Consider the following 17,295-nt stretch of genomic DNA (forward strand, 5'->3'; position numbering starts at 1 on the left):
TTCGTCGGAATGGAGGCTGAGAGGGCAGCGCAGATGAATATCGCGGCCGTCAGGATGAATCATCCGGTATTCAGCGCTATCGGATTCTTCCGGCATAAGCGGGTCCTTGGGCGAACTCATGGTACGGCGGTGCCCATTTCATCGGGCAGGCCAGAGACCGCAGCGTCGCATCCGGCAGCCAAACACACGCCGCCACGGGGGTTCAACGGCATCGATTCCAGCCAACACAATTTTTCTCCGAAAATCAAGGTCATTTGCCGGCAACCATCAGCATCCCCGGAAAAAACACAACAACGCACAATTTTTCCACAAATTGAAGGCGCAGACGACACAGACAACGCTCAAGTCGGCCCGGCCATCGCCGATAAAACAGGCATACGATACCGGTGTACATCCGGTGACAGACCATTCAAGGGGCAGGCGCTGCATAAAGAACGGCCCGGCGCGTAGCCTTGTCTCATCAGCCGAAGAGGATATCAGATATGGATTATCGCAGGGCATTCATTTCACTGGTCAAACGGATGCTTCCCGTCGTCTGCGCACTACTGTCCGGTTGCATGCTGCTGGTTCACGGCAATTTCGTCGACCGCCCCATGGTCCTGATCCTGCCCACCGAGGCCGAGTTGCCCGGTCTGCCGGTGGAAAAACTGCTTGGATTTCGCAGCCAGCAGCAGGGACCGCGTATTCTGGTAAACAGCCCCCAGGCCGGAGGGATGTATGCACCGCCGGTACCCATTGATATCCGATTCGAACCCCGCGAGAACACCCGCGTGGATACGGATTCCCTCAAGGTCGTTTACGTTAAGCTTTTCAAGGTCGACATCACCAAGCGGGTGGCGCCCTACCTCACCCCCGGCGGAATCCGGATCCCCCAGGCCGATCTGCCGGAAGGGGAGCACACCTTGATTCTTTCTATTGCCGACGATACCGGGAACATCTCTTCCCAAATCATCAACGTAACGATCAAAGCCGGAAGCTGACCGGCCGTAGCATGAACCGCTGGCTCGACGTCGCTGTCCTCCTGCTGGCCGGCTGGATCATGGGGGCGATCCCCGGCCATTCCGCGGGTCCCATGGCCCGGATGGCCGAAGAGGCGGGGATCCGAACCCTCTCAAGGCCGGCAGGGGAAACCGTTAATGACCCCAGCCAGGCGGTCTTTGCGCACTTCCGGATGGCCCGCCAACTGGCGGCGGCCGGTAACGACCGCCAGGCCCTGGCACATGCCCGGAAAGCGCTGGCCATGGGTGTCGCGGCACTGGGAGACGCCGATCCGCGTCTGGCCCCGCTGCACAATGAAACCGCCGTACTGCTGCACCGGCTCGGCCGCCATGCCGAAGCCGCAGCCCATTTCGAGACCGCCCTGCAGTTGAAAACCGAGAACTATCCCCCTGACGATCCGCAACTGGCCCTGGCCATGAACAACCTCGCATCGGTTTACACGGACCTGGGCCGCCTGCCGGCGGCGGAGGCGCTGCAGCGCAAGGCACTGGCCATCGACCAACAGCGCTTCGGATCGGACAGCCTTGCGGCAGCCGACGATCTGAACAATCTTGCCGCCATCCTGCAGGCGCGGGAAGACGTTGTGCAGGCCAGGACGCTGCTGCATCGGGCCATCACCATTTACGAGGCCGCCCAAAGCGACAATCACCGCCACCTGGCCGGTCTCCATAACAACATCGCCCTGCTGGAAAAGCTGCAGGGACGGTTCGTCCCGGCCATGGATCACTACACGCGGGCCCTTGGCCACATGGTTGCCGTCGGTGGCGATGACCACCTGGATGTGGCCTGCATCCGGGGCAACCTGGCCATGCTTGAGCGGGACAGCGGCAACGCCGAGGCCGCCGAAACCCTGTTCCGCCAGGCTATTTCCGCCTATCGGCAGCAACCGCAGGCCCGGCCCGCCGAGATGGCCGGGGTGCTGAACGGCTTCGCATCGCTCCTGCGGGACCAGAACCGGTTTTCCGAGGCCCGCACCCTCTACCGCGAGGCCCTGGCCATACAGGACCGGACCACCGGGCCGGATCACCGCAACAGGGCCGCCTTATCCAACAACCTCGGCGAACTGGAACTGGCCATGGGCAATCTGGCCGACGCCGAATCCCATTTTTCCCAGGCCCTGAAAATATGGCAGGCACAGGAGGATCCCCCGGAACTGTGGATCGCCGCGGTACACAACAACCTGGGGCTACTGACCGCGCGCCGTGGAAATGGACGCAAGGCGGAAACCCACCTGCGCGGGGCCCTGCGTCTGACCGCCCGGCTGGGCGACGATCACTACCAGTTGATCGATATTCTGGCCAACCTGTCGGCCGTGCGCCGGGATCAGGGAGATGCTGCTGAATCCGCCAGGCTGCTTGACAGGGCCCTTGCCATCGCGACCCGGGTGTTGCCCCCGCCCCACCCCCGGCGGATCGAACTGCTCAATTCGCTGGCGGCCCTTCACGTGACCCAAAAGGATCTCTCCGCTGCCGACCGTTACAGCCGGCAGGCGGCGACCCTGGTCCGGGAGCGTCTTCAATACGGGCCCGCGGATCCGCGTGCCCGGCGCCTGCTGCGGCATGTGCTGGTCAACCGCATCGACCTGTTGCAGCGCCTTGCCGATCAGCAGCCCAAACAGGCCCAGGCGTTTGCCCGCGAGGCGTTTGCAGTGGCGCAATGGGCCATGGCCAGCCGGGCCGGAGAGGCGTTCAGCCAGCTGGCAACGCGCTTTGCCGCCGGATCCGGAGAACTGGCCGATGGGGTTCGCCAACGCCAGGACCTCCTCATCCGGCAGGGCCATCTGGAACGGATGTTGACGCAGATGCTGATGACGCCTGACGAAACGGCCGCCGCCGGCCAGCCGGGGGTGGTTCAGCGCCAGCTTGACCGTATCGCTGTGGAATTGACCGGGATCACCGATACCCTCACGCGTGCCTTTCCCGACTATATGGCCCTTGAAAGGCCAACCGTACAAACGGCCGAAACGGTGCAGGGGTTACTGGGCCCCCATGAGGGGGTGCTGCTGGTGCTTACCGGTGAGCGCGACAGTTATGTCTGGCTGCTGCGAGGCAAAGGCATTGCCATGGCACGGATTCCAGCCGGACGCGTACTGCTGACCGAGACGGTGGCGCGTCTGAAACAGGGGCTGAACCAGGCCGATGTGCTGTTTGCCGATGACCTGCGCCCCTTTGACATCAAACTGTCCAACCAGTTATACTGTTAGTTTTTTTCCTCCGTAGAGGCATCCCTTTTCGACCTCACCCGTCTTGTTACGGTGGTGGACGGCCCCCTGACCACCCTGCCGCTGAGCGTCCTTGTGCGCAGCGTTGAGGCGTCGACGGACGACGGCTCCCCGGATTACGCGCAGGTGAACTGGCTGATCAACCATTTCAGCATCAGCCGCCTGCCCACCGTAGGGGCATTGGGGATGTTGCGGCGCACGGTGGCTCCGTCGGCGGCAGACTCGGTTTTCGTTGGCTTCGGCGATCCCGTGCTGACGGACGTCTGGGGCAGGCACCGCAGCGCTGCCACCCGGGGAAAAAACGCGGTGCGGATCGCCGATGTCAGGCGTCTGTTACGACTTCCGGAGACCGCCGGCGAACTGCGTGCCGTGGCCCGTATGGTTAATGCCGGTCCGGAAAGCCTTTTTCTGGGCGACGCGGCCACCGAAGGGCGGGTCCGGTCCATGGCCATGAACCACTTTCGCATTCTCGCCTTTGCCACCCATGCTCTGTCGGCCGGGGACCTGCCCGGGCTTCACGAGCCGGCGCTGGTGCTGACGCCGCCCCGCGTGGCCAGCGGGAACGACGACGGCCTGCTGACGGTCAGCGAGATCGCCGGGCTTCACCTGGATGCGGACCTGGTCATCCTTTCGGCCTGCAATTCCGCCGCACCCGATGGCAGTGCCGATGGGGAAGGCCTTTCCGGGCTGGCCCGGGCATTCATCTATGCCGGCGGCCGCAGCCTGCTGGTGTCATACTGGCCGGTGAGCAGCCGGGCCACCCAAACCCTGATGACCCGTTTTTTCGAGCAGTGGCAGACCCGGCAGCGCGGGGACCGGTCACAGGCCCTGGCCGGGGCCATGCGGTCCATGATGGCCGGGTCGCCGTCAGCCTACCGCCACCCCATGTTCTGGGCGCCGTTTTCGGTTGTGGGGATTTCTCGAGGCATGGTACCGGCGAAGCCGTAAACAGGGGTTTCCAGCAACAAAGTCACATTTCCGACGGATTCGTAAGAAGCCTGAGATCAAGGCTTGCGAATCCTGAGAATACCGCTATCGCGGGTGCCGTAGGCAGTGTACTGAGCGTACTCCGCAGTGACGAAGGATACGCGTAACGCCGATATCGGGCTTCTTACGAATCCGTTACGATTGCTTCTCCACAAACCACTCAATAAGCTGGCGGGCAATGCTGATCCGCGGGGGAATTTTGGGAAGGGTGTGCGCCGAAAACCAGTGCGCCTCCATCAGTTCGGCATTGTCCACCTGGACCTGGCCAGCGGCGTAGTCGGCCACAAACCCCACCATCAGGGAGTTGGGAAAGGGCCATGGCTGGCTGCCGAAATATCGGATGTTTTTGACTTCGATACTGACCTCTTCACGGATCTCCCGATGGACGCACTGCTCCAGGGTCTCACCCGGCTCGACGAACCCGGCCAGCACGCTGTAAAACGGTCCCCGGAAGCGTTTGTTGCGCGCCAGCAAAATCTGATCGTCCTTGAGTATCGCAACGATCACCGCCGGGCTCAGGCGGGGGTAGTTGACCAGGCCGCATGACGGGCACACCTTGGCCCGTTCATCGGGTTTGTCCTCGGTGGGCTGGCTGCAGCGCCCGCAAAAACGGTGGGACCGGTCCCAGTCCATGAGATGATTGGCCCGGCCGGCAATCCAGAACAGCTCGTCACCGATCGTACTCATCAGGGCGTGCAGGTTCACCCAGGCATACGGCTCGGCAACCGTCGCGTCCGCGTCCAATTCAGCGGCATAGCAGGCCTTCTCTTCCAGAAAACCAAGAAAGATCCTGCGGATGGGGGTGATCCCCCGGGCGGCAAGATCTTCGGCGTCGGGAATGGCACAGGTGCCGTTATCACGGATGACCAGCAGTTTGTTCTTCTCGAAAATAAACCATAGGATCGGTCGATCCTCACCGACCGGGGCGGAAAATGCGGGAACGAAATCCATAACACCATCCTGGACAATTAATTGTTTCGGGTCGGATGATCGTTCACGATCCATCCTCCGGTTGTGGTAGCACACTGAAAGCCAATCCCCAAGCCCAATATGATTCTTGGCCCTAAGATGCCACCAGGGCATCCAGTGCCCGTTTGAGATCGTGCATGCCCTCGCGGATCGCGGCGCGCTGGGGTGCCCTGGCCAGAAGCCAGGCCTTCAGCGGCTTTTTCTCTGGCGTACCGCCGGCCTTGACCAGTTTGCGCACGATGATGCGGCGCCGGCCGCTGTATATGCTGATCGATGGAATGGCCGGGAAAAACCGTGCGGCCTTGACCGCCGTGATGGCGTTTTTCTCGATGAAAAACCGGTCGGCCGGGGTGCCGATGAAAACGCCCTGGGGCGTGATGTCCACATAATAGCCTTCGCGGCTGCGTTTGGCCATCACATAGACCAGCCCCACCCAGGTGGGCAGCAGCAGCACCGCCAGGAGGCCGGCGGCCTTGAGCAGCATTTCCAGCCCGAAAACGATAATTTCGATGACCAGCTTCAACATGCTGGGGGCCTGGAAGGGGGTGTTCGCAATCGTTGCGATCATGGACGGCGCAACAGCGGCGATACCGGCGACCAGCACGGCCAGTTGCCCGGTCATGAGAAAAACGAACACCAGGCGGGCATAGCGGCGCCGGGAGAAGAAGTAGCTTTCTCCCCGGGGCGCCTCGGTCCAGCGCGGGCCGCGGAAAGCGGAAACAATGGAATAGCGCGCGCCTTCAAAAAGCGAATACATGACCGGCACCACCACCAGGGTCAGTACCGTGGCAAAGCAGATGCCGAAAATGATCACGACCCCGAGTCCTTCCCAGAGTTCGTCCGTGATGGTCAGGGTGAGAATACCGCCGACGGTGGAGACGGTGGTGGAGATGATCGGGCGCAGGCGCTGCTGTCCGCCGGCCACAATCGCCTCGAACAGGTCGAGGCTTTTCATTCGCATGCGGTTGATGCAGTCCACCAAAACGATGGAGTCGTTGACCACGATACCGGAAAGGCCCACCAGGCCGATGAAACTCATGATCGAGAAGTTGTTGCCCGTGACGTAAAGCCCCACCATGGCGCCGACAATGGACAGGGGCAGCGAGGTGAGGATGGCGAAGGGCTGGGCCAGCGAATCGAACTGCGAGACCAGCAGGGTGAAAATCAGGATCGCCGCCACGATGTAGGCCAGGCCGAGACTTTCGAAGGATTCGGCCGTCTCTTCATATTCTCCCGAGTAATCGAAACGGTAGCCGGCGGGAAGATCCAGCCGGTCGAGTTTTTCGATCAGTTCCTGGGTGATCTCCACCGCGGAGCGGCCGCGATTGTTGGCCGAAAGTCTCACGATACGGCGCCGGTCGGAGTGCCGGATGCCATTCAGTCCGCTGCCCTGACTGAATTCGGCAATCGTGGACAGGGGCACCAGTTCACCGGTATCGGCACGCACCTTGACATCGTCGAGCATGGATGGGCGGGTCCTGGATTCCTGTGAGAAACGCACCTTGAGATCGTATTTTTTGGAGACATCGCGCTCGTCGCGAAATTCGCGGATCTCTAGCCCGGCCGTGGCCCCGCGCAGGGTGTAGGCCAGGGCTTCGAGAGAAATGCCCATGGCCGCCGCCCTGGCGCGATCCACGGATACGCGCAGTTCGGGCGCCGCATCCGAGAAGTCATCCTTGATGTCCACGACGCCGGCAACATCTTCCATGATGCGGCGGGTCCGGGCGGTAAGACGACGCAGCTCCGGAATTTCCGGGCCGATAATCTTGATCAGTACCGGTGCGGCGGTGGGCGGCCCCCACTGGATGGCCCGGAAGCGGATATCGGCGCCGGGGATTTTTTGAAGATAGGGCCGCAGGCGCTCCTGGATCTGCCGATGGGATGCACGGGCCACCTCCTTGCCGTCCTGCAGCTCCACCGTGATCTCGGCAAAATGGCTGTCGATGCCCGTACCCACGGAGAATTCATAGGCACTCTGGCCCTGCTGGCCGACGGTGGCCACGGTCTGGACCGCTTCGGGAACGTGCGCCGCGACCAGTTGCTCCACCTGCCGGGCCACGGCATCGGTTACATCCACATCGGTGCCGCGGGGAGTCTCCACGGTGATGTAGATGTAGTCAAAATCAGCATCCGGAAACATCTCGACCTTGACCAGCTTCAATGCCACCAGGCCCACCGCCATGGTCAGGCTCAGCACGATCAGGCAGACCACCCGAAAGCGGTGGTTCAGCGACCATGAAACAACACGCACATAGAGCCTTTTGAGCTGTTTGAGATCTTCCTCGGGCTTGACGATCTGCCCGGCCTTGACCGTCTGTTTCATGAAGCGGCTCAGGATCAGCGGATTGGCGATCAGGGCAATCACCAGGGATGCGGAAAGGGCGATGGTCACGGTTTTGGGCAGAAAGCCCATGTACTCGCCGGTGACCCCGGTCATGAGCAGCATGGGCAGAAAGGCGGCCATGGTGGTCAGGGTGGCGGATATCACCGGCATGGCGATTTCGGAAGTTCCGTCGATTACCGCCGTGATGCGGTCCTTGCCCAGCTGGAAGTGATGGTAGACATTCTCAACGACGATAATGGCATTGTCCACCAGCATGCCGATGCACAGCACCAGGGCGAACCGGACCATGTCGTTGTTGGACAGCCCGAAGACCTTCAGGAAGACAAAAGTGAGCAGCAGTGACAGGGGAATGGAGAGCGAGGTGATCACCGAATTTCTCAGCCCCATGGCAAAATAGAGCACCACAACAACAATGATCAGACCCACCACGGCGGAGTTGTTCATCTGGTCGAAACCCTGCTTGATAAACTTAGCCTTCTCGGCGGTAATCGTGGTGGTGACGCCGGCAGGAAAGGAGGCTTCCAGCTCCTTGAGCTTGTCACGGACCTTGTACGTGGTTTCGAGAATATTGGCGCCGCTGCGCTTCTTGACGGCAATGGATGCCGAGTTTACCCCGCCCACCCGTGAGTAGCTGACATCTTCCGAGTGGCCGTCGACGACCGTTCCCACATCGCCCAGGAACACCACCCGGTCCCCTTGACGGACCAGGGGCACCTTGGCGTAATCGGGCACATGCTTGATTTCCGTCAGGGTCCGCAGCAGCAACCGGCGGCCCTCAAGGTTGACCTGCCCGCCGGGAATGTTGATATCCGACTGCTTGACGGCATCAAAGACGTCCAGAATGGTCAGCCCGTACTGGTTGATCCGCTGGGGATCGAGGTAGATCTGAATCTCGCGCACCAGACCGCCGGCCACGTCGGCGGCCAGGATTTCGGGCATCAGCTCGATTTCGTCAGCTACCCGTTCGGTGAGCCGCCTGAGCTTCACCGGATCGATATCGCCCACCACCGAAGCGATCATGATGGGAATATCCGAGAAACTGACCTCGTTGACTTCCGGGTCCTCGGCCTGGTCGGGAAGCTCTTTCCTGGCGTCGCTGACCTTTTCGCGGACTTTCTGCAAGGAGCGTTCGAGATCCGCTTCGGCCTCGAAATCGATCACCACCACCGATACCCCCTCGGCCGAATTGGAGCGCATCTCCTCGACATCCTTGAGATCGCTGAGTTCTTCCTCGATGGGGTTCGTGACCAGACTCTCCACCTCGCTGGGGGAAGCGCCGGGAAAGAGGGTCACCACGATGGCCACGGGCGCCGAGATTTCGGGCTCGCCCTCCTTGGGAAGGGTCTGGTAGGCGACCGTCCCGGCCACGATGGGCAGGGCGATCACCAGCAGTGCAAAAATCAGCCAGCGTCGGATCACCAGGGAGATAAACGTCATGGCGCGACCCTCACCGTGTCGCCCGGTTTGAGATACTGGGCACCGGCGATGACCAGCCGGTCTCCGTCAGCCAGCCCCTCCAGAATGCGCACATCGGAGCCATCCATGCGTCCCAGCTTGACTTCCCGCGCCACCGCCGTGAGGTTGGCATCGACAATGAAGACCTCTTTTCTGTCTTCCCGGAACAGGACGCTGTCCTGGCCGATCATGATCGCATCGGGGATCACATCGGTCTCGATGGCCACGCGCGCCGTCAGTCCGGCCTTCAGCAGCAGATCCGGGTTGTCCACCAGGATTTCGATTTCAAAAGTATTGGTACGGGCGTCGGCCTGGATGCCGATCTTGTCCACCCGGCCGGGCAGGCTGCGCCCGGCGAAGGCCTCCACGGTGACCCGCACCGGGTCGTTGGCATCCACATGCACGTAGTCCAGCTCGTTAATGCTGATTTTAACCCGCATGGTCTGCATGTCGGCCACCTGCATGGCCGGATCGCCGATGGCCACCCGCTGGCCGGTTTCAACGAACCGCTGGGTGACGTGTCCGCCGAACGGGGTCGTAATGGCGGTTTTCTCCAGGCGCCGCCGGGCCTGGGCCACCAGGGTTTCCAGTTGGGTCACCAGGGCGCCGGCAGACTTGAACCCCGCCTCGGCCTGGTCGTACAATTCCGGGGTAATCACCTTTTCCGGCAGCAGGCGCCTGGCCCGCGCAAAGGATTTTTGTTTTACCGGCAGCTGGATCCGGGCGGAGAGCAGATTGGCCTCGGCCTCTTTTAATGCCAGGACGTAGTCCGTGGGGTCGAGTTTGGCCAGCAGCGCACCCCGGGCGACCTTGGCGCCCACATCGGCATGATACCGCAAAAGAATTCCGGAGACTTCCGCCGAGAGAATCACCTCCCGGTTGGGAATCAGTCTTCCGACGGCATTGACCATGATCGGCAGATCACGGCTGGCAATGGTTTGGACGCTTACGGAACGAGGAATGGCCTCAGCGCCCGGATTTTCCTCATGTGTGCCACACCCCGAAAGCCAAATCGACACGAACAAACAGACGCCCGCAACAACATATGTTTTCATCATCTCCCATAACCTTGCCCGATGGCGTTGCCGGTGAAAGTAAAGCCTTTGAGAATAAACCCCACTGTTGCAACATTGGGGCAAACCCTTATTACGATTCCCTATACCCCCAGGAGAACTGCCAAAAAACGGATCAGGTGCAAGTGGATTGAGTTTCGAGGTCTCGGGCGATTTCTGTCAATCGCCTCACCGGTGAGTGGCATCGCGTGATTTTGAATTCCGCGTCAGTCTTGAATGGATGCCCCTATATCAGGATCAGCAAATGGTGTCCATTCAGAAGTGATGAATTTATTCTAAGAGCCTGTTTGATAAATCCGTCTAAGGCCCGCTAACGGCGTTGGAAACTGTCTCAAAATGCTCACATATTACCTATATGCTCCGCTTTCGTGCCACTTTCCGCCTTGTTATCGAGCCTGATCCAGACTTCTCAAACAGGCTCTAAACAAAAAACTATGTAATCACTTGTTCAACTCCTGTTTTACGGCCAGTCCAATTTTTTCTATAGTAAAAGGTTTTTTAACAAAATTTCCAGCACCTAAATTCTGGGTCTTTTTTACCGCCTCGGTTTCCGCATATCCACTTACAATCACAGCCTTCTGATTTGGATGGATCTCAATGATCCTTTTGTAAGTTTCACGACCATCGATTCCGGGATCCATAATCATATCCAACAACAGTAAGTCGACGGAGTGATTTTTCATATATTCCACCGCGTCCTCACCGCTACTTACGCTTACGGTGTGATATCCGATTTTATTGAGCATGTCACTTGATATCTCCCGTTGGCTTTCCACATCGTCAATAATGAGAATGGTTTCGCCGTTTCCAAAATAGTCGTCGATGGATAGCGAGAGATTTTTTCCGGTAATCGCTTCTCTCGTAATGGGAAAATAGAGTTCAAATACAGTGCCGTCATTGGGGCCGCTTTTCACATCAATGTACCCGTCATGATCCAGAAGCACATTCCAGACAATGGCCAGGCCAAGACCGGTCCCGCTTCGCCCCATAATTTTTTTAGTGTAAAAAGGCTCGAAAATCCGTTCAAGGTCCTTGTGTGAAATTCCCTTTCCGTCATCTGAAACAGATATAACGGCGTATTCGCCGATGTTGACATCATCATATTTTTTTAACGGACGATCAATATATCGATTGGTTGTCGACAGATTTACGACTCCCTGGATATCAATTGCCTCCATGGCGTTTAAAATCAAATTCATGAGCACTTTTTTAATGTGAATATGAGAGCCGGCGATATCCAATAATTCAGGGTCCAGTTCGGTTTTGATGGAAACGTTCGGGTATGACGTTTTAAGTTGCCTGAACTCCGGTGATTTCAAAAAGTCATCGATGAGATGATTCAGATCGATCGGTTCTTTAGCGATGGCCACTCCCCTTGCAACGGTCAGCAAATCCTGAACAATGGCTACGGCCCGATTGCCTGCCTCTTGAATCATGAGAACGGATTTTCTGATTTGGCTGTCTGTGGGAAGATCAAACAGGAGCAGATCCGGAATGCCGACAATTCCTGAAAGAACATTATTGAGATCGTGCGCTACGCCTCCTGCCAAAAGCCCCAGGGATTCCATTTTCTGAGCCCTTTGAAGTCGGGCGGTCAACCGTTGGCTTTCTAACTCCTGCTCTGAAATTTCATCAATTTTCTTCTCAAGTTCTTGTTGATAGTCGATTAGTTTTCTGCTGTTGGATTCGAGACTGTTCAGCATATTGTTAAAGGAAAAACCCAATTGAACAATCTCATCACTATACCCTGCCATATTTTGAAATCGCATACCGATACTTCCGGCTTCTACCTTCTGCATCAAGGAAGCCATTGATCGGATGGGAGAAATGATGTTTTTATCCAAAAACCAAATAATGACCATAAGGGTCGTGATGCCGAACACCGCCGCAATGAGCAAAATGCCCTGCAGTTCTTTTTTTATGGCGGTTGTTTCTTCAAATTTGGCACTCAACAATGCCTTCGAACTAGTTTTAATGATGGCGAAATGGTCGTTTAATTGGACGCTTAAATTTTCGACCGCCTCGTTGATGGTTATAATTTCGCCTTCCAATCCATGATCTTCATCGAGTATCTCCTTGAAACTCTGCAAGTACCCTTTCATACGAACATCGGATGCTTCGGTTGCAAGAAACTTTCTCTCAAATGAATTGATTACCAGTTTAAGCGCCTGATACCTGGACACCCCTCGACTGGATCGGTAGGCAATTAGAAAATGGGTAAGGTTGAATAATGGTTTTAAAAGTTCAGCGTCGTTACTGTTCAGAATGATGGAAACCATTGAACGATAGTTCATTTCCATCCGTGTAATCAGTAGACTTTGTTTCGTCTTGAGTTGGATCAGGCGGTTGAAATTGTTTTCGTATTGATCAATGCCGACCTTAATCCGTTTCAAGGTATGGTTGGTATTAGCATCCAGAACACGTTCGCTTAACGTGTCCAAGATGTTCCTGATTTGTTCGATTATTGATCCAAACTGCATTTCTGCATCAGGATTTTTTTGTGAGAAGATGACCCTCTCCCAGAAGCGCACCTCGTGAAAAAGGGTGTTCAGTTCGCTGAAACGCCTTTCAAGGGAAATAGTGTCTCTGGCAAGGGTGACACTCTGTGTTTGCTGATGTAAAAAATAGATCAGGATGCCATAACCAATGGCAAATGAAACAGCCAACAACAACGTTACAGCGTAAAATTTACTGTTGATGGATCGAAGCAAAGGGGTGGCTCCTAATTTTTGACCAATGAAATACCCACCAAAATTAAGGGTTTGATTTTTTCCCTCCGGAAATAGCGAGCAGCCGTCTCAATGGCCAAGGTTCCCATGGTCTGGGGTTTTTGGGCGATGGTGGCCGTCAGTTTGCCCTGCCGAATTGATCGTAGTGCTTCAGGAATTGCGTCAAACCCGATCATGGCTTTCGGCAGTTTTATTCCCAATTCCTCATAAGCATCGATTACACCAAGGATCATGTTGTCATTGTGGGCAAAGACCCCATCAACTTTCTGATCTTTTTTTAAAATCTGAAGTGTTATGGCTTTTGCCGTTTGTCGGTCGAAATGGGCGTTTTCGCGGTGGACAATTTTGATTTCAGCGCATTGCTTGAGAGCTTCATTAAATCCTGCTCCCCGCTCATGGGCTGCCGAAGTTCCTGGGATTCCTTCCATCTCTATAACCCTGCCTTTGCCCCCTAACTTTTGTGCCAGAAAATGAGCTGCTTTTTTACCGCCCTGGGAATTGTCGGACTCGATATGGCATAGTACGGTTCCGCCGGCAGCTTTTCGATCCACGGTAATTACCGGTGTATCTTCATTATTCGCATATTCAATACCAGGAGTGATGCACGATGTGTTTGTGGGATTAACGATAAGGAGATCAACTTTTTGATTAAGGGTTTCTGCCATATCAGTTAGTTGCTGGGCATCCTGATTTTCAGCGTCCAAAACGATCAGCTCCATCCCGAAGAGATCCGCAGATTCTTTTGCCCCTTGTATCATGATGGAGAAAAAAGGATTCCGGAGCGTTGAGATCGAAAACGCCACTTTTTTGCCAAAATGCTCGTAGGTGACCAAATCCAGCGGGGTGGAACGATTGTCGGGAATGCTTAACCCATTGAGCCGTTGCCACGCCATATGGACACCATACTCACCCATTAGCTCAGGGTGCTGTTCAATGGTGGCATGGATACGGCCATTTCTGATTTCCGTACGCACCGAATCGATATTGTCGTATCCGGCAACGACTATTTTTTTAAGTGATCCCATAAGGTCAATGGCCTGAATGGCGCCCAGAGCCATGGAATCATTTGCACAGAATATGGCATCGATATTGGGATGTTTGGCGAGTAAGTCGGCGGTGAGGGACAGGGATTCGTCAGTGTGCCAGTTGGCACTTTCCGACGCGACAATTTCAATTGAACTTCCTGCGGTAACAGCCTCAATGAATCCTTTTTTGCGCAAATCGGCGTTTTCCACCCCCCTGATCCCCTCTATGACGATAGCCCGCCCCATGCCATCGAGTTTTGCTTTTACATATTCCCCAATCATATATGCGCCGGCAAAGTTGTCCGAACCAACAAAGGGAATGGAGATACCTTGCTGGTCCAGGGTCGGTTTATGCAGGGGATTATCTATATTGATGACAATGATTCCCCTGTCTATTGCCTTTTTACATATGGAAACCAGCTTTTTTGAATCAGCAGGTGCAATAACAATGGCACCGTAGCCTCTGGAGATGAGATTATTCACGATCCCGATCTGCCGCTCGATATCTGTCTCCCGATCAACACCAAACACTTCAAGCTGAATGGCATTTTCCTGGGCAAAGATTCTTGCCCCTTTTTCCATTTTCGAAAAAAAAGGGTTGGACAGCGCTTTCATGACAAGGGCAACTGTTTTTTCATTTCCGGCGCTCGAATATCCTGGAAGGGAAAAAAACAGAGACATAACCACAATAAACACCAGGGAAGGCATATTCCAACAGCTCATATTCTTTTTCCTCTCAATTTTAATCAACAATACAGCATTCACTGGTTATCTGGCAACTGGTTACAAAAAAGTCCTTGACCAACGGCCCGGCATCGATAGAATTTTTTATTGCAGGGTCGAGCTTTGTTCTGCAATTTCTCGCTGGCTGAATGGGCTCTGGCATACCGATTCATAACTTGCTACGGTATTAGCAATTATCTTCCTTTACCAGCTCTCTCATTCGAATACCGAGGTTCATCCATGCAAAATCATAAAAAATGGTATGACGCCCATCTTGCGGGATTCAGGCAAGACGCCCAAATAAAGAGTTTCAAGCAATACGAAGCGCTTTATCGGCGCTCCTTGGATACCCCCGAGATATTCTGGGCGGAGCAGGCCCACAACTACCTGGACTGGGATAAAAAATGGGATTTTGTGTTTCGCCAAGACGTCGATGAAGCCAGATTCCAGTGGTTCGGTGGTGGAAAACTGAATGCGTCCTTCAACTGCCTGGACCGGCACCTTCTGCATGGTAGCAAGGGTGACAAGATCGCTTATTTCTGGGAAGGCGAAAACCCCGCTGAAACAAAAACGGTCACGTATGGCGAACTGTACAATGACGTGAATCGGTTGGCGTTGTGGCTGAAGGCGGAGGGCGCCCAAAAAGGGGATTGCGTTGTCATTTACATGCCCATGGTGGTGGAACAGGCGGTCGCCATGCTGGCCTGTGCAAGGATCGGCGCCATCCACTGTGTCGTTTTTACCGGATTTTCTGCAAAACCGCTGACCAATTGCATCCAGGATTGTCAGGCAAAAATCATTATCACGGCCGATCAAGGGTATCGCAACGGTAAGGTCGTTCCAATCAAAAAGCATGTGGACGACGCATTGCTGTCGTGTCCGGACGTTCGGTCAGTTCTGGTATTGCAGCGTGGGCGAAAGGAAACCCCGCTTATCCGCGGACGGGATACCTGGTGGCATCAGGGGATGGAAAGATTTTCAGCAAACCAGTCGGTGGATCCTGAGCCCATGGATGCCGAGGATCCTCTGTTTGTTTTCTACTACAGCGGCTTTTCCGATTATCCCAAAGGTCTGGTTCATACCCACGGCGGATATCTGCTCTATAGCGCCATGACCACGCGATTGGTTTTCGATTTGAAAGATGACGATATCTTCTGGTGCACGACCGATATCGGACGGATCGCCGGGCACAGTTACACCGTTTATGGTTCCCTGTTAAACGGTGCAACAGGCGTATTATACGAAGGGGGGCCCGCTTACCCGGACTATGACCGGTATTGGCAGATGGTGGAAAAATACCGCGTTACCAAATTTTACACGACACCGACACTGGTGCGTCTTCTGGCCCGTCAAGGCGATGATTTTGTACATGCCCACGATCTTTCATCGTTAAAGCTTCTCGGCAGCGGTTGTGAAGCCATCGGTTACGAGGCCTGGAAATGGTATTACGACGTGGTGGGAGGCGGCAAATGCCCTATCGTTGATACTTACTGGCAGACTGAAACCGGCGGTCATGTGCTGACACCGCTTCCGGGTGTGGCGCCGTTGAAACCCGGCTCCTGTGGCCTGCCTTTTTTCGGCATCGATCCGGTGATTTTGGATGATACGGGTGAACAGACAAAATTTCCCGACCAGGAGGGGGTGCTTTGTATCCGTAAACCCTGGCCAGGGATGGCCAGGACGGTTTACGGCGACCACGAACGCTATGTTTATCCCTATTTCAGCCGTGCCCTCGACATGTATTTTACCGGTGATGCGGCCAGGCAGGATGAAGACGGCTATTACTGGATCATGGGGCGGGTCGATGATGTGATCAATATTACCGGGTTCGGACTGAATGCCGAGGAATTGGAAGCCGTTCTGTACGGGCATCCCAAAATTTCGGAAGCCGCAGTGGTGAAATTTCCGCACCCCGTGAAAGGAATCGGTATCTATGCCTTTGTTACGCTTCACCGCCGCTTGGATAAATCCGATGCCTTGAGAGGAGAGCTGATCAGAAAAGTACGAACGGATATTGGTCCGATCGCTGAAATCGATGTGATTCAATGGGCCGATGCCCTGCCGAAAACCCGCAGCGGAAAACTTTTGAGAACGGTCCTGGATAAGATAGCGGCAAACCGGGTCGATGATCTGGGAGATACATCCGTTATCGCCGATCCGGTCGTGATCAAAGGTCTGATCGAAGAACGTAAAAAAATTCAGGGTATATAAAACGCCATACCTTCCTTTGACCAAACCCAACCCGTCGGAGTGGGCGCAATGAACGCAGGCAACCCTATTAAAACGCCGTGTGAGGTGAAAATTTACCGGCCCGAGCATTATGAAGGCCTGGTAAAAATGTACGACGCGTTCAGACCCAAAGGAGAGTTCCAGGGTATGCCCCCGCGGAACAGAGCCACCCGAATCCAATGGATCGACAACCTGGTCGCAGGTGGTGAAAACGCCCTCGCATGGTTGGAAGACCGTGTCATCGGCCATGTGGCGATAATCCCTGATTTCTCCAAACTGGACGCCGAATACCTGATATTTGTCAGCCAGGACAACCGTGGCATGGGAGTGGGCAAAAAACTCACCAGCAAAATCCTTCAAAGAGCCGGGCAATTGGCCTTAACGAAGATCTGGCTAACGGTGGATGCCTATAATTTCAGGGGGATAAAGCTATACAAAAGATTTGGGTTTCAATTTTCACAAGAACACTGCTCGGCCTCCGAGCGAACCATGATCCTTTCATTGTGATGATACCGGATTCAAATTACGATTTTTTTTATCG

10 protein-coding genes and 1 pseudogene are annotated in these 17,295 nt (G+C 55.5%); 6 read left to right on the top strand and 5 right to left on the bottom strand.

From position 1 onward, the window contains the following. Positions 1–33 precede the first annotated feature (33 nt). From GN112_RS12320 to GN112_RS12335, 4 genes and pseudogenes are all read left to right on the top strand, one after another. A complete protein-coding gene (locus tag GN112_RS12320) occupies positions 34–450 on the top strand; it encodes a hypothetical protein (protein WP_155310499.1) in 417 nt (138 codons plus the stop codon). Positions 451–482: 32 nt separating this feature from the next. Continuing rightward, positions 483–980, top strand: coding sequence for a hypothetical protein (locus GN112_RS12325; RefSeq protein ID WP_155310500.1), 498 nt, complete (start codon positions 483–485; stop codon positions 978–980). A gap of 11 nt (positions 981–991) precedes the next feature. After that, positions 992–3,202 (top strand): tetratricopeptide repeat protein, encoded by a 2,211-nt coding sequence (locus GN112_RS12330; protein ID WP_155310501.1) that lies wholly within the window; start codon positions 992–994, stop codon positions 3,200–3,202. Between the two features lie 39 nt (positions 3,203–3,241). Next, a pseudogene (locus GN112_RS12335) lies at positions 3,242–4,168 on the top strand (CHAT domain-containing protein); the annotation flags it as partial. A gap of 174 nt (positions 4,169–4,342) precedes the next feature. On the opposite strand, the gene nudC reads toward GN112_RS12335, so the two are convergent. From nudC to GN112_RS12360, 5 genes are all read right to left on the bottom strand, one after another. After that, entirely contained in the window at positions 4,343–5,158 is an 816-nt protein-coding gene (gene nudC / locus GN112_RS12340; RefSeq protein ID WP_155310503.1) for an NAD(+) diphosphatase, read from the bottom strand. A 112-nt stretch (positions 5,159–5,270) separates the two neighbouring features. Next, entirely contained in the window at positions 5,271–8,957 is a 3,687-nt protein-coding gene (locus GN112_RS12345) for an efflux RND transporter permease subunit (protein ID WP_155310504.1), read from the bottom strand. Next, on the bottom strand, positions 8,954–10,033 hold the full coding sequence (locus tag GN112_RS12350) for an efflux RND transporter periplasmic adaptor subunit (RefSeq protein ID WP_155310505.1): 1,080 nt from the start codon (positions 10,031–10,033) through the stop codon (positions 8,954–8,956). Before GN112_RS12350 ends, GN112_RS12345 begins: the two co-directional genes overlap by 4 nt. A 455-nt stretch (positions 10,034–10,488) precedes the next feature. After that, a complete protein-coding gene (locus tag GN112_RS12355) occupies positions 10,489–12,759 on the bottom strand; it encodes a hybrid sensor histidine kinase/response regulator (protein ID WP_155310506.1) in 2,271 nt (756 codons plus the stop codon). An 11-nt stretch (positions 12,760–12,770) separates the two neighbouring features. After that, on the bottom strand, positions 12,771–14,525 hold the full coding sequence (locus GN112_RS12360; protein WP_155310507.1) for a substrate-binding domain-containing protein: 1,755 nt from the start codon (positions 14,523–14,525) through the stop codon (positions 12,771–12,773). A 240-nt stretch (positions 14,526–14,765) separates the two neighbouring features. On the opposite strand from GN112_RS12360, the gene acs reads away from it, so the two are divergent. After that, positions 14,766–16,736: an acetate--CoA ligase gene (gene acs, locus GN112_RS12365; RefSeq protein ID WP_155310508.1), complete on the top strand. Its 1,971-nt coding sequence runs from the start codon at positions 14,766–14,768 to the stop codon at positions 16,734–16,736. Between the two features lie 48 nt (positions 16,737–16,784). Further along, on the top strand, positions 16,785–17,261 hold the full coding sequence (locus GN112_RS12370) for a GNAT family N-acetyltransferase (protein ID WP_155310509.1): 477 nt from the start codon (positions 16,785–16,787) through the stop codon (positions 17,259–17,261). The last annotated feature ends 34 nt before the right edge of the window (positions 17,262–17,295 follow it).

This window comes from Desulfosarcina ovata subsp. ovata (assembly GCF_009689005.1).
In the GTDB taxonomy this organism is placed as follows: Bacteria; Desulfobacterota; Desulfobacteria; order Desulfobacterales; family Desulfosarcinaceae; genus Desulfosarcina; species Desulfosarcina ovata.

What these genes read in the sequence shown, in the direction of transcription:
- GN112_RS12320 (WP_155310499.1), top strand. Translation starts at nt 34, where the DNA reads ATGAATATCGCGGCCGTCAGGATGAATCATCCGGTATTCAGCGCTATC.
- GN112_RS12325 (WP_155310500.1), top strand. Translation starts at nt 483, where the DNA reads ATGGATTATCGCAGGGCATTCATTTCACTGGTCAAACGGATGCTTCCC.
- GN112_RS12330 (WP_155310501.1), top strand. Translation starts at nt 992, where the DNA reads ATGAACCGCTGGCTCGACGTCGCTGTCCTCCTGCTGGCCGGCTGGATC.
- nudC (WP_155310503.1), bottom strand. Translation starts at nt 5,158, where the DNA reads ATGGATTTCGTTCCCGCATTTTCCGCCCCGGTCGGTGAGGATCGACCG.
- GN112_RS12345 (WP_155310504.1), bottom strand. Translation starts at nt 8,957, where the DNA reads ATGACGTTTATCTCCCTGGTGATCCGACGCTGGCTGATTTTTGCACTG.
- GN112_RS12350 (WP_155310505.1), bottom strand. Translation starts at nt 10,033, where the DNA reads ATGATGAAAACATATGTTGTTGCGGGCGTCTGTTTGTTCGTGTCGATT.
- GN112_RS12360 (WP_155310507.1), bottom strand. Translation starts at nt 14,525, where the DNA reads ATGAGCTGTTGGAATATGCCTTCCCTGGTGTTTATTGTGGTTATGTCT.
- acs (WP_155310508.1), top strand. Translation starts at nt 14,766, where the DNA reads ATGCAAAATCATAAAAAATGGTATGACGCCCATCTTGCGGGATTCAGG.
- GN112_RS12370 (WP_155310509.1), top strand. Translation starts at nt 16,785, where the DNA reads ATGAACGCAGGCAACCCTATTAAAACGCCGTGTGAGGTGAAAATTTAC.